The sequence below is a fragment of the Streptomyces sp. NPDC048106 genome, assembly GCF_040706415.1.
GTDB lineage: Bacteria > Actinomycetota > Actinomycetes > Streptomycetales > Streptomycetaceae > Streptomyces.
On sequence record NZ_JBEZND010000046.1, the window covers coordinates 19,202 to 38,630 of the forward strand.

Annotated in this window: 15 protein-coding genes, 1 tRNA gene and 1 pseudogene; 8 read left to right on the top strand and 9 right to left on the bottom strand. The window is 74.1% G+C overall.

Translation table 11 applies throughout. The features are described 5' to 3' along the window. Positions 1–235: 235 nt before the first annotated feature. The 3 genes from AB0927_RS33530 (at position 236) to fdh (ending at position 5,656) form a co-directional block, all read left to right on the top strand. The gene (locus tag AB0927_RS33530) at positions 236–1,261 is read left to right on the top strand and encodes a 4Fe-4S dicluster domain-containing protein (protein ID WP_366671579.1); all 1,026 of its coding nucleotides are present in this window, start codon (positions 236–238) and stop codon (positions 1,259–1,261) included. Further along, positions 1,258–2,283 (top strand): NrfD/PsrC family molybdoenzyme membrane anchor subunit, encoded by a 1,026-nt coding sequence (gene nrfD / locus AB0927_RS33535; RefSeq protein ID WP_366671580.1) that lies wholly within the window; start codon positions 1,258–1,260, stop codon positions 2,281–2,283. Before AB0927_RS33530 ends, nrfD begins: the two co-directional genes overlap by 4 nt. Positions 2,284–2,395: 112 nt before the next feature. Next, positions 2,396–5,656 (top strand): formate dehydrogenase, encoded by a 3,261-nt coding sequence (gene fdh / locus AB0927_RS33540; protein WP_366671581.1) that lies wholly within the window; start codon positions 2,396–2,398, stop codon positions 5,654–5,656. A 33-nt stretch (positions 5,657–5,689) separates the two neighbouring features. On the opposite strand, the gene selD is transcribed toward fdh, so the two are convergent. Continuing rightward, entirely contained in the window at positions 5,690–6,706 is a 1,017-nt protein-coding gene (gene selD / locus AB0927_RS33545) for a selenide, water dikinase SelD (protein ID WP_366671582.1), read from the bottom strand. A 34-nt stretch (positions 6,707–6,740) separates the two neighbouring features. On the opposite strand from selD, the gene AB0927_RS33550 reads away from it, so the two are divergent. Beyond that, positions 6,741–6,833, top strand: a tRNA-Sec gene (locus AB0927_RS33550). Positions 6,834–6,880: 47 nt separating this feature from the next. On the opposite strand, the pseudogene AB0927_RS33555 reads toward AB0927_RS33550, so the two are convergent. Further along, positions 6,881–8,614: pseudogene (locus tag AB0927_RS33555) on the bottom strand (SelB C-terminal domain-containing protein); the annotation flags it as partial. Further along, positions 8,611–10,104, bottom strand: a complete 1,494-nt coding sequence (selA, locus tag AB0927_RS33560) for an L-seryl-tRNA(Sec) selenium transferase (protein WP_366671583.1) — start codon at positions 10,102–10,104, stop codon at positions 8,611–8,613. The gene selA and the pseudogene AB0927_RS33555, both read right to left, overlap by 4 nt. A 143-nt stretch (positions 10,105–10,247) precedes the next feature. On the opposite strand from selA, the gene AB0927_RS33565 reads away from it, so the two are divergent. Beyond that, positions 10,248–10,454, top strand: a complete 207-nt coding sequence (locus AB0927_RS33565; RefSeq protein WP_366671584.1) for a hypothetical protein — start codon at positions 10,248–10,250, stop codon at positions 10,452–10,454. Positions 10,455–10,468: 14 nt separating this feature from the next. Here the strand turns inward: AB0927_RS33565 and AB0927_RS33570 are convergent, their stop codons facing one another. The 4 genes from AB0927_RS33570 to AB0927_RS33585 form a co-directional block, all read right to left on the bottom strand. Then, on the bottom strand, positions 10,469–11,503 hold the full coding sequence (locus AB0927_RS33570; protein WP_366671585.1) for an MASE1 domain-containing protein: 1,035 nt from the start codon (positions 11,501–11,503) through the stop codon (positions 10,469–10,471). Between the two features lie 72 nt (positions 11,504–11,575). Continuing rightward, positions 11,576–12,406: a PP2C family protein-serine/threonine phosphatase gene (locus AB0927_RS33575; protein ID WP_366671626.1), complete on the bottom strand. Its 831-nt coding sequence runs from the start codon at positions 12,404–12,406 to the stop codon at positions 11,576–11,578. Between the two features lie 138 nt (positions 12,407–12,544). After that, positions 12,545–12,865, bottom strand: a complete 321-nt coding sequence (locus AB0927_RS33580) for a hypothetical protein (protein WP_366671586.1) — start codon at positions 12,863–12,865, stop codon at positions 12,545–12,547. Between the two features lie 104 nt (positions 12,866–12,969). After that, positions 12,970–14,178 carry a glycosyltransferase family 39 protein gene (locus AB0927_RS33585; RefSeq protein ID WP_366671587.1) on the bottom strand — a complete coding sequence of 403 codons (1,209 nt, stop codon included), beginning with the start codon at positions 14,176–14,178 and terminating at the stop codon, positions 12,970–12,972. A gap of 217 nt (positions 14,179–14,395) precedes the next feature. On the opposite strand from AB0927_RS33585, the gene AB0927_RS33590 reads away from it, so the two are divergent. From AB0927_RS33590 to AB0927_RS33600, 3 genes are all read left to right on the top strand, one after another. Beyond that, positions 14,396–15,841, top strand: a complete 1,446-nt coding sequence (locus tag AB0927_RS33590; protein ID WP_366671588.1) for a glyceraldehyde-3-phosphate dehydrogenase — start codon at positions 14,396–14,398, stop codon at positions 15,839–15,841. Between the two features lie 170 nt (positions 15,842–16,011). Then, complete coding sequence (locus tag AB0927_RS33595; protein ID WP_366671589.1) at positions 16,012–16,581, top strand: WHG domain-containing protein; 570 nt, start codon at positions 16,012–16,014, stop codon at positions 16,579–16,581. A gap of 34 nt (positions 16,582–16,615) precedes the next feature. Beyond that, a complete protein-coding gene (locus AB0927_RS33600; protein WP_366671627.1) occupies positions 16,616–17,782 on the top strand; it encodes a GDSL-type esterase/lipase family protein in 1,167 nt (388 codons plus the stop codon). A gap of 49 nt (positions 17,783–17,831) precedes the next feature. On the opposite strand, the gene AB0927_RS33605 is transcribed toward AB0927_RS33600, so the two are convergent. Together AB0927_RS33605 and AB0927_RS33610 are read right to left on the bottom strand one after the other, a co-directional pair. Further along, positions 17,832–18,494, bottom strand: a complete 663-nt coding sequence (locus AB0927_RS33605) for a class F sortase (RefSeq protein ID WP_366671590.1) — start codon at positions 18,492–18,494, stop codon at positions 17,832–17,834. A gap of 175 nt (positions 18,495–18,669) precedes the next feature. Continuing rightward, entirely contained in the window at positions 18,670–19,275 is a 606-nt protein-coding gene (locus AB0927_RS33610) for a hypothetical protein (protein WP_366671591.1), read from the bottom strand. Between the last annotated feature and the right edge of the window lie 154 nt (positions 19,276–19,429).

A 19,429-nucleotide genomic window follows, 5' to 3' on the forward strand; every position in this document is an offset into this window, starting at 1 on the left:
CCCGGACGAAAGCCGCTCCGGCGGCTCCGCCATCTCCTCGCACCCGGCCCATTCGTCGGCCCCCGGTGGCCCCGCGCGAACGGCACCCGGGCGGCGGACGGCGCCGTTTCGGACGCGCGGAGCGCGGGCACCCGTGCCACGCTCGAACGAGAGCACCCAGAGTGAACGACCCGGCACCGGGCGGAAGGCGAGCACCCGCGAGGAGTCGCGGAGGTCGCGAGCGAGGAGGCATGCCATGAGCGACGGCGCCGAGGTCCACGGGAACCAGTGGTACGGCCCCCAGCCGAACGTGGCCGGCGCGTCCGGCTATCCCGACGCGCCACCGCGGATGGGGTTCTTCACCGACACCTCGGTGTGCATCGGCTGCAAGGCGTGCGAGGTGGCCTGCAAGGAGTGGAACGCGGTCCCGGAGGACGGCCTCGAACTGACCGGCATGTCCTACGACAACACGCAGGGCCTGGGTGCCGACACCTGGCGGCACGTGGCCTTCATCGAGCAGCGCAAGCCCTTCGGCGGGCAGGAACCCGGCGTCGTCCACGAGGACACGGACGTCTTCACGGCCGCGTCCCTGCTCGGCACCGGCGCCTCCTCCCCCGGCCCCGGCGCCACCGCCCCCCCGCCCGGCAAGGCCCCCGAGGGCGCCCCCGCCGGGCGGATCTCCCCGCTCTCCCCCGACGGCCGCACCGAGCTGCGCTGGCTGATGGCCTCGGACGTGTGCAAGCACTGCACGCACGCGGCCTGTCTGGACGTGTGCCCCACCGGGGCGCTGTTCCGCACCGAGTTCGGCACGGTCGTCGTGCAGGAGGACGTCTGCAACGGCTGCGGGTACTGCGTGCCCGCCTGCCCCTACGGCGTCATCGACCAGCGCAAGGACGACGGCCGGGTGTGGAAGTGCACGCTCTGCTACGACCGGCTGGGCGTCGGCATGGAGCCCGCCTGCGCCAAGGCCTGCCCGACGGACTCCATCCAGTTCGGGCCGCTGGAGGAGCTGCGCGAGCGGGCCCGGGGCCGGGTGGCGCAGCTGCACGCGGCCGGGGTGGCGGACGCGCGGCTGTACGGGGAGGACCCGGGGGACGGCGTCGGCGGCGACGGCGCGTTCTTCCTGCTCCTCGACGAGCCCGAGGTCTACGGCCTGCCGCCGGACCCGGTGGTCACCACCCGGGACCTGCCGGACATGTGGCGGCACGCGGCGCTGGCGGCGGTGACGCTGATGGGGCTCGCGGTGGGCGGTTTCGCCGGTCGGCCGAGGAGGGTGCGATGAGCGGATCGGATGTCACTCGCGGCGGTACCGGGGGCGAGCGGCCCGGCCGGGAGGCGCCGACCGGGGCGCACGCGGGGCGGCGGCGCCGACGGCGCGGGCGGGGCGAACAGCCGATGGTGCCGGACGCGTCGTTCTCGTCGTACTACGGCAAACCCGTGCTGAACAAGCCGACCTGGAAGCCGCTGGACATCGCCGGGTACCTGTACCTCGGCGGGCTGGCGGGGGCCTCCTCGCTGCTGGCGGCGGGAGGCCAGCTGACCGGCCGGCCGGGGCTCGCGGCACCGGCGAAGCTCGGCGCGGCCGGCGCGATCTCCCTCTCCCTCGCCGCGCTGGTGCACGACCTGGGCCGCCCGGCCCGGTTCCTGAACATGCTGCGGGTGTTCAAGCCGACCTCGCCGATGAGCGTGGGCTCCTGGATCCTGGTGGGATACGCGCCGCTGACCATGGCCGCCGCGGCCACCGAAGTGGCGGGCCGCTACCGGCTGGTGGGCTCCGCCGCCACCGTGGCGGCGGCCGTGCTCGGCCCCGCCGTGGCCACGTACACCGCGGTGCTGCTCTCCGACACGGCGGTCCCCTCCTGGCACGAGGGCTACCGCCAGCTCCCGTTCGTCTTCGCGGGCTCCGCCGCGACGGCCGCGTCCGGTCTGGCCCTGGTCACGGCCCCGGCCGCGCAGGCGGGCCCGGCGCGCCGGGTGGCGCTGCTCGGCGCCGCGCTGGAGCTGGGCGCCTTCGAGCTGATGAGGCGCCGGATGGGGCTCACCGCCGAGCCCTTCGGCCGGGGCAGGCCCCGGATCCTGCTCCGCGCCTCCGAGACCCTGACCGTCGCCGGCGCCGCCCTGGCCCTCCTCTCCGGCCGGCTGCGCGACCGCCGCGTGGCGATGGCGGCCGGCGCCGCCCTGCTCACCGGTTCGGCGGCCCTGCGCTTCGGCGTCTTCCATGCCGGGGTGGCCTCCGCGGAGGACCCGCGGTACACGGTCGTGCCGCAGCGGGAACGGCTCACGGCGCGCGGGAGTCGGGCCTGAGCCGGGCCGCCGCGCCGTTTGTCCTCGGCCGACCGGGGTACCCCGGCGCCGCAGAAGATGCCGTCCCCGCGCCACCGCGCGAGAATCGGGACGACGAGTGGGAGGAGTGGCCGTGGGCGTACGCACCTGGATCGACTCCTGGCCGGTCTACCGCCAGCTCACCGGGACGGACCCGCTGGGCCGGGGTGCCGCCGCGAAGAGCGGCCCGAGCGAACGGCTCACGCCCCGGGTGGCCTCGGCCGACCGGGTGGTGAAGTCCGTCTGCCCGTACTGCGCGGTGGGCTGCGGCCAGAACGTGTACGTGCAGGACGAGAAGGTCACCCAGATCGAGGGCGACCCCGACTCCCCCGTCTCCCGCGGCCGGCTGTGCCCCAAGGGCTCGGCGAGCCTCCAGCTGACCACCGGCGACGCCCGTGAGCACCAGGTGCTCTACCGGCGTCCGGGCGGCACCGAGTGGGAGCACTTGGACCTCGACACCGCGATGGACATGATCGCCGACCGGGTGATCACGGCCCGCCGGGCGGGCTGGGAGTGGGAGGTCGACCAGACCCGCACCCGGCGCACCCTGGGCTTCGCGAGCCTCGGCGGGGCCACGCTGGACAACGAGGAGAACTACCTCCTCAAGAAGTTGTTCACGGCGCTCGGCGCGATCCAGATCGAGAACCAGGCACGTATTTGACACTCCTCCACCGTTCCCAGTCTGGGAACCTCGTTCGGACGCGGCGGCGCGACCACCTTCCAGCAGGACCTGCAGAACGCGGACTGCATCGTCATCGAGGGCTCGAACATGGCCGAGTGCCATCCGGTCGGGTTCCAGTGGGTGATGGAGGCCAAGGCGCGGGGCGCGAAGGTGATCCACGTCGACCCGCGGTTCACCCGCACCAGCGCGCTCGCCGATCTGCACGTGCCGCTGCGCGCGGGCTCGGACATCGCGTTCCTCGGCGCGATCGTCAACTACGTGCTGGAACAGGAGAAGTACTTCCGCGACTACATCGTGGCGTACACCAACGCGTCGATGATCCTGCGCGAGGACTTCTGTGACACCGAGGATCTGTCCGGCGTCTTCTCCGGCCTGAACAGCGAGACCCGCTCCTACGACAACTCAAGCTGGCAGTACGAGGGTTCGGAGATGCAGGCCGCCTCGGGCGAGCGCGACCAGGAGTACGACGAGCGCACCGGCGGCGGCAAGTCGGTGACGGAGGCCGCGCGCGGCGAGGCGCACGGCTCCGGCGGTGCGGTGATCGGCGAGGGCGAGCCGGAGCGGGACGAGACGCTGACGCATCCGCGCTGTGTCTTCCAGGTGCTCAAGCGGCATTTCGCCCGCTACACGCCGGAGATGGTGGAGCAGGTGTGCGGGGTGCCGCAGGACCTGTTCCGGCAGGTGTGCGAGCTGGTCACGGAGAACTCCGGGCGGGAGCGGACGACGGCCTTCGCCTACGCGGTGGGCTGGACGCAGCACACGGTGGGCGTGCAGTACATCCGCACGGCCTGCATCCTTCAGCTGCTCCTCGGCAACATCGGCCGGCCGGGCGGCGGCATCCTCGCGCTGCGCGGTCACGCCTCCATCCAGGGTTCGACGGACATCCCGACCCTGTTCAACCTGCTGCCGGGCTACATCCCGATGCCGCACGCGCACCAGAACCAGGACCTGGACGCGTTCGTCGAGGCGGAGGCGGCGCACAAGGGCTACTGGGGCAACATGCGCTCGTACCTGGTGAGCCTGCTCAAGGCATACTGGGGCGACGCGGCCACGGAGGAGAACGACTTCTGCTTCGACTACCTGCCGCGGCTGACCGGTTCGCACTCCACGTACGAGACGACGATGGCCCAGCTGGAAGGCGTCTGCAAGGGCTACTTCCTGCTCGGCGAGAACCCGGCGGTGGGCAACGCCAACACCAAGCTGATGCGGCTCGGCATGGCGAACCTGGACTGGCTGGTGGTGCGCGACTTCTCGCTGATCGAGTCGGCGACCTGGTGGAAGGACGGCCCGGAGATCGAGACCGGGGAGCTGCGCACGGAGGACATCCGCACCGAGGTGTTCTTCCTGCCGGCCGCCGCGCACACCGAGAAGGACGGCAGTTTCACCAACACCCAGCGGCTGCTCCAGTGGCACCACCAGGCGGTCGAGCCGCCCGGGGAGGCGCGCAGCGACCTGTGGTTCGCCTTCCATCTGGGGCGGATCATCCGGGAGAAGCTCGCCGGGTCGGTGGACGAGATGGACCGGCCGGTGCTGGACCTCGCCTGGGACTACCCGACGAAGGGCCCGCTGACCGAGCCGGACGCGGAGGCGGTGCTCGCCGAGATCAACGGCAAGGACGCCGACGGCGGTCCGCTCTCCTCGTACGAGCAGCTGAAGCCGGACGGCTCCACCTCGTGCGGCTGCTGGATCTACTGCGGCGTCCGCGCCGACGGCGTCAACCAGGCCGCCCGCCGCAAGCCGGGCCGGGAGCAGGACTGGGTGGCGGCCGAGTGGGCGTGGGCGTGGCCCGCCAACCGCCGCGTCCTGTACAACCGCGCCTCGGCCGACCCCGAGGGCCGGCCGTGGAGCGAGCGCAAGGCGCTGGTGTGGTGGGACGCGGACAAGGGCGAGTGGTCGGGGCACGACGTCCCCGACTTCAAGAAGGACAAGGCGCCGGACTACGAGCCGCCCGAGGACGCGACCGGACCGGCCGCGCTGACCGGTCGGGACCCGTTCATCATGCAGGCCGACGGCAAGGCGTGGCTCTACGTGCCGTCCGGCCTCATGGACGGTCCGCTGCCCGCGCACTACGAGCCGCAGGACTCGCCGTTCCCGAACCTGCTCTACGATCAGCAGCGCAACCCCGTACGGCACTTGATGCCCACGGTGCCGGACAACCGCTATCAGCCGAGCGGGGACGAGCGCGGCTCGCAGGTCTACCCGTACGTGGCGACGACCTACCGGCTCACCGAGCACCACACGGCGGGCGGCATGTCCCGCTGGCAGCCGTATCTGGCGGAGCTGCAACCGGAGTTCTTCTGCGAGGTCTCCCCGGAGCTGGCCGCCGAGCGGAGCCTGGAGCACACCGGGTGGGCGACGATCGTCAGCGCGCGCGGGGTGATCGAGGCGCGGGTGCTGGTCACCGACCGGATGGCCCCGCTGACCGTGCACGGCCGCCGGCTGCACCAGGTGGGCCTGCCCTACCACTGGGGCCCCAACGGCTACACCACCGGCGACGCGGCCAACGAGCTGCTGCATCTGTCCCTGGACCCGAACACCCACATCCAGGAGGCCAAGGCGATCGCGGTGGACATCCGGCCGGGGCGCAGGCCGCGCGGCCCGGCGGCCGTCGAGCTGGTGCGGGGCTACCGGGCGCGGGCGGGCATCGACGAGCACACGGGCACCGAGCCGTGAGCCCCCGGCGCGGAAGTCCCCGGCGCGGGCGCGCTATTCGAGCACGATGGTGTGGGAGTCGTACGGCACCAGCTCCCCCACCACCGGCGCCCCCGGCACCTCTCCGGCGACCAGCAGCCCGCCGGAGGTCTGGGCGTCGGCCAGCAGCAGCCGGGTGTCGGCGTCGGTGGTGCCGAACTCGGTGAAGGGGGCGACCCATTCGAGGTTGCGCCGGGTGCCGCCGCTGACGTAGCCGTCCCGCACGGCCTCGCGGGCGCCGTCCAGGTAGGGCACGGCGGCGGTGTCGAGCACGGCGGTCACCCCGGATGCCTTGGCCAGCTTGTGCAGGTGGCCGAGGAGACCGAAGCCGGTGACGTCGGTGGCGCAGGTGGCCCCGGCGGCGAGCGCGGCCTCGGCCGCGTCCCGGTTGAGGGCGGTCATGGTGGCGACGGCCTGTTCGAAGCGCTCGCCGGTGACCTTGTGCCGGTTGTTGAGCACGCCGAGGCCGAGCGGCTTGGTCAGGGACAGCGGGAGACCCGGCCGGCCGGTGTCGTTGCGCAGCAGCCGCTCGGGGTCGGCGACGCCGGTGACGGCCATGCCGTACTTGGGCTCCGGGTCGTCCACGCTGTGTCCGCCGCCGACATGGCAGCCCGCCTCGGTGGCGATGTCGAGGCCGCCGCGCAGCACCTCGCGGGCCAGCTCGAAGGGGAGCCGGTCGCGCGGCCAGGCCAGCAGGTTGACGGCGAGCACCGGCCGGCCGCCCATCGCGTACACGTCGGACAGCGCGTTGGCGGCGGCGATGCGCCCCCAGTCGTAGGGGTCGTCCACCACGGGGGTGAAGAAGTCGGCCGTGCACACCATGGCCGTGCCCGGTCGGCCGGGCACGGTGACGACGGCCGCGTCGTCACCGGTGGCGAGGCCGACCAGGAGCGGGGTGTCGCCCCCGGCGAGCCGGGGCACGGTCAGGCCGCTGACCACCTCCTCCAGTTCGCCGGGCGGGATCTTGCAGGCGCAGCCGCCGCCGTGGGCGAACTGCGTGAGTCGGACGGACGCTTGGCGGGTCGGTGTCATCGCGGTCTCCTGGGGCACTAGCCTGACGAGCGGTGGAGGCGTGTGGGTGCCTGGTGGCCCTCCCGGTCTTCAAAACCGAGGTGCCCGAGGATCTCGGGCAGGCGGGTTCGATTCCCGTCCGCCTCCGCTCCCGCCCCCGTTTCCGGGCCCGGTACGGCAGCGTCTGCGCTGGTCGTCGACGCGTTCCGTGTAGCCCCGGGCGTCCAGGAACTCCAGCAGCGGTACGGCCACCCGGCGGGTGGTGTCCAGGGCGCGCCGTGCCTCGCTGAGGGTGAAGGGCTGGGGCAGGGCGCGCAGTACGGCGGCGGCCTCGGCGGCGGCGCCGGGCAGCAGCACGATGCCGTCGGCGATCCGCAGCAGGGCTCCGGCGGTCACGGCGGCGGCCAGCGTCCTGCGGTCGAGCCCCAGTGCGGCGAGCCGCCCGGCCTCGGGCGCGCGGAACGGCGCCCTGGCCAGGTCCCGGCGTACGGCGTCCACGGCCGGCGGCAGGTCCGGCCGGGCGTCGCTCGACGCGTACAACCGGCCCTGGCCGCAGTGGAGTCCGGGGGACGCCTCGGCCAGCGCGTCGACCAGGGCGCGGTCGGGCAGGCCGAGCAGCCGGCGGGCGGCCTCGGCGGGCAGGCCGGGGTCCAGGGGGTGGGCGCGGGCGTGCCGTGCGACCTCGGCGGCCAGCCGGTCGCGCAGTTCCCGCCAGTACGCCGCGTCGGCCAGCCAGTCCCCCGCGACGGGGGCGGCGGGGGCCGGGACGCCCATGGCGGTGAGGTCGGCGCGGCGGATCAGCTTGCGGCGGCGCAGTTCGCCGGCTCCGTCGGGGTGGCCGGTCAGGGCGGCGAGTTCGGCGGCGCGGGCCCGCCCCGCGCCGCGCCGGACCAGCCGGGGCGGCCGTACGTCGAGGACGGTGACCCCCTGGGGGGTCCGGGTGCCGCCGGGTTCGCGCAGGACCGCGCGGTCGCCGGTCCGCAGGGGCAGGGGGCGGGCGAGGGTGAGCCGGGCGGTGTCGGTGCCGAGCGGGCGGACGGTCACCGGCACGGCGGCGGTCCCGAGGTGCAGGGTGACCTGGCGGGGCAGGCCGGCCACCGGCTCGCCGTGCACCCGGACGTCGATCACCCCGGTGGTCCGCCAGCGGTCCGGGGCCAGCAGTACCTGCCCGCGGCGCAGTCCCGCGTCCCCCGGCCCGTGCACGTTCACCGCGACGCGGGCCACTCCGCTGACGGCCTCCCGGTCCTGGTGCAGGCTCTGCAGCCCGCGCACCCGCAGCGCGGCGGCGCCGTCCCCGGTCACCAGCCGGTCGCCGACGCGCAGGGTGCCCGCGCCGAGCGTGCCGGTCACCACGGTGCCGTGGCCGCGGGCGCTGAACGCCCGGTCCAGCCACAGGCGTACGTCGGCGGCCGGGTCGGGATCGGGCAACTCCACTGCCATCCGGGCGAGTTCGACCCGCAGTTCGTCAAGTCCCGTGCCGGTCACGGCACTCACCGCGACCGAGGTCACCTTGCCGAGGGAGGTGTCCGCCAGCCGCCGCACGGCGTCCGCGCGCACCGGTTCGGGGTCGGCGAGATCGCTGCGGGTCACCGCGAGGACGGCGTGCCGGACCCCGAGCGCGTCGAGGACGGCCAGGTGCTCCCGCGACTGGGGCTGCCAGCCCTGGTCGGCGGCGACCACGAACAGCACGGCGGGCACGGGTCCGACCCCGGCGAGCATGGTCGGCACGAACCGTTCGTGGCCGGGCACGTCCACGAAGGCGAGGTGGTCGCCGAGCGCGTCGAGCCGCGTCCACACGAAGCCCAGGTCGAGGGTGAGGCCCCGGCGGCGCTCCTCCTCGTACCGGTCGGGTTCCATGCCGGTGAGCGCCCGGACCAGGGCGGACTTGCCGTGGTCGACATGGCCGGCAGTGGCGAGGACCCGCATCATGCCCGCCCTTCCCCGGCGGCCGGCCGGCCGCTCGTGCGCACCGAGCGCACGGCCCCCGCGAGCCGCTCGTCGTCCTTGGGGGGCACGGAGCGCAGGTCCAGCAGGCAGCGGCCGGCCTCCAGGCGTCCGACGACCGGGATCCGGCCGGTGCGCAGCGCGGCGGCGTACGGCTCGGGCAGGGAGAGGGCCGCACTGGGCAGCCCGACCCCGGGCGCCCCGCCCCCGCCGACCGTGGCGGTGCTGTCGACGGCGCGTACGTCGATCCCGTGGGCGCCCAGTTCGGCGGCGAGCCGGCCGGCGCGGGCCTTGAGACCGGCGGCACCGGCGGTCAGGGCGCGGTCGGTGGGGGTGGGCGGTCCGGTGAGGGTGGCCTCCAGGGCGGCCAGGGTCAGTTTGTCCACCCGCAGGGCGCGGGCCAGCGGATGCCGGGCCAGGGTGTGCACCAGATCCCGGTCGCCGAGCAGCAGTCCGCACTGGGGACCGCCGAGCAGCTTGTCGCCGCTCGCGGTGACGAGGGCGGCGCCCGCGCGCAGCTCGGTGTCCGCGTCGGGCTCGTCGGGCAGTACCGGGTGCGGGGCGAGCAGCCCGGAGCCGATGTCCACGACGACCGGGACGCCCAGACCGGCGAGTTCGCCGGTGCGGGCCGCACGGGTGAAGCCGGTGACGCGGAAGTTGGACGGGTGCACCTTGAGCACGAACCCGGTCTCGGGGCCGATCACGTCGGCGTAGTCGGCGGCGGTCGTCCGGTTCGTCGTCCCGACCTCGCGCAGCCGCGCGCCGGTGGAGACGAGCAGGTCGGGCAGGCGGAAGCCGTCGCCGATCTCCACCATCTCGCCCCGGCTGACCACGATCTCCCGGCCGGCCGCGAGCGCGGTGGCGGCGAGGACGAGGGCGGCGGCGCCGTTGTTGACGACATGGACGTCCCCGGCGACGGGCACCCGGGCGCGCAGGGCGGCGAGGGCGGAACGGCCCCGGCGGGCCCGGACCCCGGTCGCCAGCCCGAGTTCCACGTCCGTGGGTCCCGCGGCCTCCGCCACGGCCTGCCGGGCGGCGTCCGAGAGGGGGGCGCGGCCGAGGTTGGTGTGGAGCAGCACCCCGGTGGCGTTGATCACCGGGCGCAGTCCGCTCGCGGCGTCGGGGAGCAGGCCGAGGACCGTCTCCGGCACGTGTTCGGGGGCGACCTTCCCCTCCCTGGCCCGTTGCTGTGCCTCCCGCACGGCCCCTTTGACGACCCCGGCTCCGAGCCGGTCCGCGGCTTCGGCCAACCGGGGGTCGCGCAGGAGTACGTCGGTGCGGGGGACCCGGCGGCGGGGGTCGGGGGCGCGGTGGCTCCGGCCGGCGGGGGGCGCGGTGCCGGCCGTACCGCCGACCGCCTCCGCACGTCCCGCGCTGCCCTCGCCGTCCCCCGCGTCCGCCGGTTCCGCCGTCCCCGTGGTCCCCGTGTTCCCGCCCCCCGCGTCCGCCGTCCGCGGGGTCGCCCGCTGTTCCATGCCGCCCTTGCCGCCCTTTCCCTCCGGTCCGGCCCGCGCCGCCCCTGGCGGGGTCCGTCCATCGTCTCCCGGTGCCCCGTGGTGGCCGTTCGACACGCCGGGAGGGACGTTGCGCCGGCCGGGGCGGGGGTACCCGGCGGCGTATGAACGAACGCGACGACCAGCGTCAGGGCCGACAGGACCAGCGGGCCGCGAACCGCCGGCACGAGACGGAGCGCCGACGCGCCGCCGAGGAGACCGGCGACTCGCCGACGCCGACACCCACCCCCCGCGACATCGCGGAACGCAGCTCCAGGAGCAGGGGCTCCGCGGACCGAGGCGGTGACAAGGAGCCGCGCCGGCCGCACTGACCGGCCGGCGCGCCTCACCGGGTGGGCCGTGACCGGCCCCCGGTGTCGTCGCCGGCGCCCGTTTCGTCCGCCTCCGTCTGGGGGCGGGGCACCGGACCGGCGCCCGCGGTCAGGTGTTCGAGGACCTCCATCAGTTCCTGGCAGGCCCGCTCCACCGAGCGGCGGGTGTTGCGCTGCTCGGTGATCAGGGCGGACATCAGGAGCGCGGTGAGCGTCATCGTGCCGTTGAACGCCTGGAGCTTGGCCATGATCTGGACCGGGTTCAGCCCCTGGAAGGCGCCGCTCGCGTCCGTGGCGGCGATGGTGGCCATCACGGACGTGAACAGCGCGCAGAGCAGGGCGCCCGCGAGCTGGAAGCGCAGGGCCGCCCAGATGATCAGCGGATAGACCAGGAACAGCAGGCTGATCGAGCTGTACGCGGCCACCGGGACGAGCACGCAGGCGATGAGGGCGAGCGCCATCGCCTCCTTCCACCGGCGCAGGGACAGCGGCCGGCGGACGCCCCGCAGCAGGAGCAGCAGCGGGGTGACGAGCAGGACGCCCATCGCGTCGCCGACCCACCAGGCGAGCCACACCGGCCAGAAGGCGTGCGCGGCCAGCTTGCCCGTGAGCACGAGCATGCCCACGCCGACGGTCGCGCTGATCGTCATGGCGGCCAGCGCGCCCAGGAACACCAGGGCGACCCCGTCCCGGAAGCGGCTGAGGTCGATGCGGAAGCGCGCCCAGTGCAGCAGGATCGCCGCGCACACGGGGGCGGCGGTGTTGCCGAAGAGGATGCCGACGAGATCGAGGCCGGGCGGCGAGATGCTCAGGATGACGCCGAAGGCGCCGAGGGTGATGCCGGGCCAGCAGCCGATGCCGAGGATCAGCAGGGCGGCGACGGAGACGCCGGTCGGCGGGAAGACCGGGGTGAAGACGGCACCCCCCACGGACAGCTCGCGCAGCAGGCCGAGCCGGCCGGAGCCGTAGTAGAGGGCCGCGACGGCCAGCACCTGGACGACGTACACGCCCGGCCTGCGCAGTTCCGCGATACCCACCACAGCAGCCATCTCACACCGCCCGGCCCGGCTCGGCGAGGCGAGACGGGCGGGGTCCGCCCCTCTGGCTGAAAGGCGGGGACGCTACGGCCGCGGTCCCGGTCCGTCGAGGCCCACGACGAGTACGGCGGCGTCGTCCTCGTGGCCCACGCTCTCGGCGCCCTTGATCACGGCGGCGGCCAGCGCGTGGCTCTCCAGGCCCGCGACGGCGGCTATGCCCGCCAGCCGCGTCACCTGTTCCAGGCCGTCCTCGACGGCCAGCGAGGGTCCCTCCACCACGCCGTCGGTGAGCAGCACGAACAGCCCGCCGGTGGTCAGCCGGTGCCGGGTCACCGGGTAGTCCAGGCCCCGCTGGATGCCGAGCGGCGGCCCGCCCTCGTCGTCGACGACGCCGGATTTGCCGTCCGCCGTGGCCCAGACGAACGGGATGTGGCCTGCGCGGGCGCTCTCCAGCGCCCCGGTGGCCGGGTCGAGCCGCATGAAGGTGCAGGTGGCGAAGAGTTCGCTGCCGAGCGAGAGGAGCAGGTCGTTGGTCCGGGCGAGCAGTTCGCCGGGCTCGCCGGTGGCGAAGGCGAGGGCGCGCAGCCCGGCGCGGACCTGGCCCATGAAGGCGGCGGCCTCGATGTTGTGCCCCTGCACGTCGCCGATGGCCAGCCCGATCCGGCCGTCGGGCAGCGGGAAGGCGTCGTACCAGTCGCCGCCCACGTTGAGCCCGTAGCAGGCGGGCGCGTAGCGGACCGCCAGGTGGAGTCCGGGGGCGGTCGGCAGATCCCGGGGCAGCATGCCGCGCTGCAGCGCGATGGCCAGTTCGACCTGGGTGCGCTGCAGTTCCGCGCGCTCGCGCGCCTGGGCGGTGAGCGAACCGAGTCTGGCCAGCAGTTCGTCGCCGTCGTCGGTGGAGCGCTTGCGGGGCATCGGTTCACTTCCGGCGGAGGTGCCCTGGGCGGCGGCCGCCTTCCGGGGAGAAGACAGCGCCTGAATGATTGGCAAACGCCTAGATTTTACCTAAATAATCCGAACTCGGCGCGGCCCGGCCGGTGGGCCCCGGGCCCCTCAGCCGGTGTCGGAGTCGATCCCGGTGATCACGGCGGGCCCCAGCGGCGCGCTGCGCTCGTCGAGCCCCGCCCCGCGCAGCGCGGAGTCCGCGAGCCGCCGGGCCGCCTCCTCGGCGTGCCGGCCGGTGTCGGCCTCGACGGTGAGACGGAGGGTGAAGGTGTTGTCGTCGTTGACGTTGAGCACGTCCAGGTCCTCGCTGCTGCCCATCCGGGTGCCGTGCGGGTCGGCGGGGCGCAGCGCCCGGGTCAGCCGGGTCCGGGTGTCCGCGCCGACCCCGGCGGTGAAGGTGCCGGGGACGCTGATCAGGTAGGTCGTCATGACGGTCCTTTCCTCGGGCGTCCCCACGACTACCCCGTTTCCCGGCCTTCGCACGGGCTCCCGGCGCGGTCGGCTCCTCGGGACTCCGCACCGGGGGCGCGCGGTCACAGCGGGGAGTGGGCCACCGCCGTGACGTAGGCACCGACGAACACGGACGTCAGGGTGAGGGCGCCGTAGACGAGGGCCGCCTGGACCGGTCGCGCCCGCCAGGTCCGGGCGAGGGCGCGCGCCACGGGGATGAGCAGGGGGAAGGCCGGCAGCAGGAAGCGCGGCTTGGAGGAGAAGGATCCCGAGCCGCCGACCACGAGCAGGAGCAGCACCCCGGCGAAGACGACCAGGACCAGCGGGGCGCGGTCCAGGCACAGCAGCGCGAACAGCAGCAGTCCGGTGGCCACGACCAGCAGAGCGACCGTGTAGACGACGCCGCCGCCGTGCAGCAGCAGGGCCCTGACGAAGCGGGCCGAGCCGACGCCGAAGTCGAAGCGGGAGCCCCAGGCGCTCTGCACCCGGAAGTAGCCGCCGAACAGGTCGCCGACCCGGCTGCCCACCCACAGCACATAGCCGAGGAAGCCCAGGGGGGCGAGGACGGCGCCCGCCCACAGGGTCCCCGGGACCCGGCCGCGCCGGCGCCCCGCCTCGCAGGCGGCCGCGACGGCGACGGCGACGGCCACCGCGAAACCGCTGGGCCGGGCCAGTCCCGCGAGCGCGGCCAGCGCCCCGGCCCACAGCCAGCGGCCCTTGAGCACGCAGTACAGGGACCAGACGGCGAGCGCGGCGAACAGCGACTCGGTGTAGGCGATGGTCAGTTCGACGGCGTGCGGCATGACGGCCCACAGGCCGACCAGCGCGGTGGCCACCCCGCGGCCGTAGAGCAGATGACCGATGACATAGACGCCGTACGCGGCCACGCCCGCCGCGAGCCAGGCGACGAGCAGCGCGGCCTGTCCCGGGGTGAGCGGCAGGGCGGCGGTGAGCGCCCTGATGAGCGCCGGGTAGAGGGGGAAGAAGGCCCAGTCGGTCTGGACGGCACCTTCCGGGGTGATCCACATCTTGTGGCCGTAGCCCCGGGCGGCGATGTGCAGGTACCAGCGGGAGTCCCAGGAGTGGGCGAGCGTGCCGGCCAGGCGGTGCCCGCGCAGGGCGTTGGTCAGGATCACCGCGAGGATCCCGGCGAGCCGGACGGCCGCGAACAGGGCGAGGGCTGGCACCGCTCCCTCGGGGATCCCGCGGCGGGCGATCCGGGGCAGGTCGAAGCGGCCGACGGGGTGGGACGGGGCGGCCGGCTCGGGCCGGGGAACGGAGGAGGTGCTCACCCTTTTGACCTTGGGCACGCCGGGTGGCACGTGCAATCCACGACTCGGGTTTCTTACACACTTCCACCCTGAATCAGGAATCGACCGTGAAATGCCCACAAGTCCCTTACTTCGCCCGGTCGAACCCGCCTTCGGGGACCCCCGTGCGGATGCCTCACCCGTTCGAAGTAGGGTGGGGCTACCATATGAGCGCTGCCTAGCTCGAAAGATAGATGTTGTGACTGTCAACGACGACTCGTTCACCAACTGGAAGAACCGCGAGGAGATCGCGGAGTCGATGATCCCGCTCATCGGGAAGCTGCACCGCGAGCGGGACGTGACCGTCCTGCTGCACAGCCGCTCCCTGGTGAACAAGTCGGTGGTCAGCATCCTCAAGACGCACCGCTTCGCCCGGCAGATCGCCGGCGCGGAGCTGTCCGTCACCGAGACCATGCCCTTCCTCCAGGCCCTGACCACCCTGGACCTCGGGCCCTCCCAGATCGACCTGGGCATGCTCGCCACCCTCTACCAGGCCGACGAACGCGGCCTGAGCATCGAGGAGTTCACCGCCGAGGCGGTCGCGGGTGCCACCGGCGCCGACAAGATCGACCGGCGCGAGCCGCGCGACGTCGTCCTCTACGGTTTCGGCCGCATCGGCCGGCTCGTGGCCCGGCTGCTGATCGAGAAGGCCGGCTCCGGCAACGGTCTGCGCCTGCGGGCCATCGTGGTGCGCGGCGGCGGCGCCCAGGACATCGTCAAGCGCGCCTCGCTGCTGCGGCGCGACTCGATCCACGGCCAGTTCCAGGGCACCATCACCGTGGACGAGGACAACAGCACGATCCTCGCCAACGGCAACGCCATCAAGGTGATCTACGCCGACGACCCGTCGCACGTGGACTACACCGAGTACGGCATCCGCGACGCCATCCTCATCGACAACACCGGCAAGTGGCGTGACCGCGAGGGCCTGTCCACGCACCTGCGCCCCGGCATCGAGAAGGTCGTGCTGACCGCGCCCGGCAAGGGCGACGTCCCGAACATCGTGCACGGCGTCAACCACGACACCATCAAGCCGGACGAGCAGATCCTGTCCTGCGCCTCCTGCACCACCAACGCGATCGTCCCGCCGCTGAAGGCCATGGACGACGAGTACGGCGTGCTGCGCGGCCACGTGGAGACGGTCCACTCGTTCACCAACGACCAGAACCTGCTGGACAACTACCACAAGGCCGAGCGCCGCGGCCGGTCCGCGCCGCTGAACATGGTGATCACCGAGACCGGTGCCGCCTCCGCCGTGGCGAAGGCGCTGCCCGACCTCAAGGCGAAGATCTCCGGCAGCTCGATCCGCGTCCCGGTGCCGGACGTCTCGATCGCGATCCTCAACCTCCAGCTGGCCCGCGAGGCCACCCGTGAGGAAGTGCACGAGTACCTGCGCGACGTGTCGCTGACCTCGCCGCTCAAGCGCCAGATCGACTTCACCACGGCGCCCGACGCGGTCTCCAGCGACTTCATCGGCTCGCGCCACGCCTCGATCGTGGACGCCGGCGCGCTGAAGGTCGACGGCGACAACGCGATCCTCTACCTCTGGTACGACAACGAGTTCGGCTACTCGTGCCAGGTCGTCCGCGTCGTGCAGTACGTCTCGGGCGTGGAGTACCCGACGTTCCCGGCGACGGCGGTCTGACACCCCGCAGACCCGGCCCAGCCCCCGGCGCCTTCACGGCCGCCGACCGGAATCCCCCGGTCGGCGGCCGTTCGCGTTTCCCAGCGGCCTCCGGCACCTTCACAGCTCAGGCGTTTGCCTAAAGGCTTTAGGCAAGTCCATAATCGTCATCGGCAACAGGGAGGAAGCTGATGGTTCGTGCGGGACTGACCACCGAGCGGCTGGTCCGCGCGGGCGCGGAGCTGGCCGACGAGGTGGGCTTCGAACAGGCGACCGTGTCGGCGCTGGCCCGGCGGTTCGACGTCAAGGCGGCGAGCCTGTACTCGCACCTCAGGAACTCCGAGGACCTGAAGACGCGGATCGCGCTGCTCGCCCTGGAGGAGATGGCCGACCTCGCCGCCGACGCGCTCGCCGGACGGTCCGGCAAGGACGCGCTCGGCGCCTTCGCGGACGTCTACCGCGACTACGCCCGCGCCCACCCCGGCCGCTACACGGCGGCCCGGTATCCGCTGGATCCCGAGACGGCGGCCGCGAGCGCGGGCCCCCGGCACGCCCAGCTGACCCGCGCGATCCTGCGCGGCTACGACCTGCCCGAACCCGACCAGACCCACGCGGTGCGCCTGCTGGGCAGCGTCTTCCACGGCTACGTGAGCCTGGAGGCGGCCGGCGGATTCGCCCACAGCGCCCCCGACTCCCAGGAGTCCTGGACCCGCGTCGTGGACGCCCTGGACTCCCTGCTGCGCAACTGGCCCACCCGCTGAGCCGACATCTCCCCACGAAACACAGGCCGACATGATGCAGACCACTCCCCTCACCCCCGACCTCATACGCGGCGCCCTCGACCTCGAACGCACCGCGCGGGGGCTGCTGCCGCACCGGCTGCCCGCCCGGGCCCGCGCCCAGTGCGCCGACCCGGCGCTTGCCCTGGCCGAGTCCCAGCCCGCCGGCGTACGGCTGGCGCTGCGCACCCGGGCCACGGTCGTCGAGCTGGACACCCTGCCGACCAAGCGGGTCTACACCGGCGCTCCCCCGCGCCCCGACGGGGTGTACGACCTGCTGGTCGACGGACGTCCGGCGGGCAGCGGCACCGCCACCGGGGGAGACACCCTCACCATCGACATGGCCACGGGGAGCGCGCGGCACACGCCGGGCCCGGTCGCCACCGTGCGTTTCACCGGGCTGCCGGACACGCCCAAGGACGTGGAGATCTGGCTGCCGCACAACGAGACCACCGAGCTGGTCGCGCTGCGCACCGACGCCCCGGTGGAGGCCGTACCGGACCGGGGCCGCAAGGTGTGGCTGCACCACGGCAGTTCGATCAGCCACGGCTCCGACGCCGCGAGCCCCACCACCACCTGGCCGGCGCTCGCCGCCTCCCTCGGCGGGGCCGAGCTGGTCAACCTGGGCCTCGGCGGCAGCGCGCTGCTCGACCCGTTCACCGCCCGGGCGCTGCGGGACACCCCGGCCGACCTGATCAGCGTCAAGCTCGGCATCAACGTCGTCAACAGCGACCTGATGCGGCTGCGCGCCTTCGGCCCCGCGGTGCACGGATTCCTGGACACCATCCGCGAGGGACACCCGGACACCCCGCTGCTCGTCGTCTCGCCGCTCCTGTGCCCGATACACGAGGACACGCCCGGCCCCACCGCCTGGGACCTCGACGCGCTCGGCGAGGGCCGGCTCGCCTTCCGCGCCGCCGGGGACCCGGCGGAGACGGCGGCCGGGAAGCTCACCCTCGGCGTCGTCCGGGCGGAGCTGGAGCGCATCGTGCGCGAGCGGGCGGCCGAGGACGACCGGCTGTTCTACGCCGACGGCCGCGAGCTGTACGGCGAGGCCGACTTCGCCGAGCTGCCGCTGCCCGACGGCCTGCACCCGGACGCGGCCGCGCACCGCAGGATCGGCGAGCGGTTCGCGGCGCTGGCCTTCGGCGCGGGCGGCGCCTTCGCGGACCGGCGGGGCTGACGCGGGCCGACCGAGGCGGGGGCGGGCCGGTCGGGGCCGACGGGGCCGCTCACACCAGGTGGGCGAAGACCACGAGGTTGTCGGTGTAGTCCTTCGCCGTGTGGTCGTAGTCGCCCGCGCAGGTGATGAGGCGGGCCTCGGGGCGTGCCGCGTCGGCGTAGACCCGGTCGCTCGGGAAGTCGTCCTTCGCGAAGGTCTCGGCACTGTCCACCACGAAGTCCGCGGTCCGCCCGTCGGCGCGCTCCACGGAGAACCGGTCGCCGGTGTCCAGCTGGTCGAGGTTGACGAACACGGCCGCGGAGACCTTCGTGTCCACGTGCCCGGCGATGACGGCGGTGCCCCTCTCGCCGGGCGCGGCGCCCTTGGCGTACCAGCCGACGAGATTGGTGTTCGCCGCGGGCGGCGGCTGGAGCTGCCCCGAGGGGTCGAGCGTCAGCCGCGTGAAGGGCGCGTCGACGCCGATCTTCGGGATGACCAGCCGGACCGGCTCGGAGCGAGGCAGCGCGGCGCCCGCCGGGGACCGCCCGGTGGAGCTGGCCCCGGAGGCCGGGGTCGCCCGCGGCGCCGGGAACGACCCGTGACGCCCCCCGAACATGCTGACGGCGAGGAAGAGGATCGCCACCCCCCAGAGCACCAGCCGCCCACCACGACCGGCGCCGCCCGCCTCCGGCTCCGGTTCGGGGGGCTGTTCGGAGGACGAATCCGGTGCCATCAAAGACCACCTCACTGGGACACGGCAGCACGGGGACGAGGGGGTGGGGCCGGGGCCGGGGGTCGCGGGTGCGGACCGGCCGGGAAACCCTGACCGGCCCGGCACTCATCCGCCCGCCCCGCGAGGGGCACGCGCCGTCGGCGCTCTCGCCGCGCCGACGGCGTCCGCGACACCGTCAGGACGCCGGTTGCGCGGCCTTCTTGCGGCGCAGGGCGTACATGCCCGCCGCGCCCACGCCGAGGACCGCGAGGCCACCCGTGGTGACGCCGGGGCCGGCGAGCGCGCCGCCGCCGGTGTGCATGCCGCCGCGCGGCTTGCCGCCGCCGCTGTCCGAGCCGCCGCCCCAGTCGTCGCCGCTGTCGTCGCCGCCCTTGCCGCGGCCGCCGCCACCGCTGTCCTCGTCACCGCTCTTGCCCCGGCCGCCGCCGCTGTCCTGGTCGCCGCTCTTGCCTCCCTTGCCCCCGCTGTCCTCCCGGTAGGACTCGGGGTCGAACCGGATGTCGCCACCGCTGTCGGAGCGCAGCACGGTGGCCAGCGCTCCGCCACCCGTGTGCATTCCACCGCGTGGCCGGTCGTGTCCGCGGTCGTTGCCGCCTCCGCTGCCGTTGTCTTGGTCCCGGTCGGAGCCCTTGTCGCGGTCACCGCCGGAGTCACTGCTGTGCGAGGAGTCGCCACGGCCCGAGTCGTGCCCGGCCGGGGCCGCGAACGCGGCGCCGGGCGTGGCGAAGGCCAGGGCGGCCGCGGCGGCTGCCGTGGCCAGGAGGGTGCGGGCAGAACGCATCGTGTTGTCCTTCCGCCGTGGCCGGGCAGCGGACGCCTCATCAGCTGGATGGACCCGGTCTCGACATGAACCACCGTCAGTGAGGCCCCCGGCTCCCACCATCCGGGCCGCCCAGCCGTGTCACCGGCCCACCCGTCTGCCCCAGTGCGCCCGG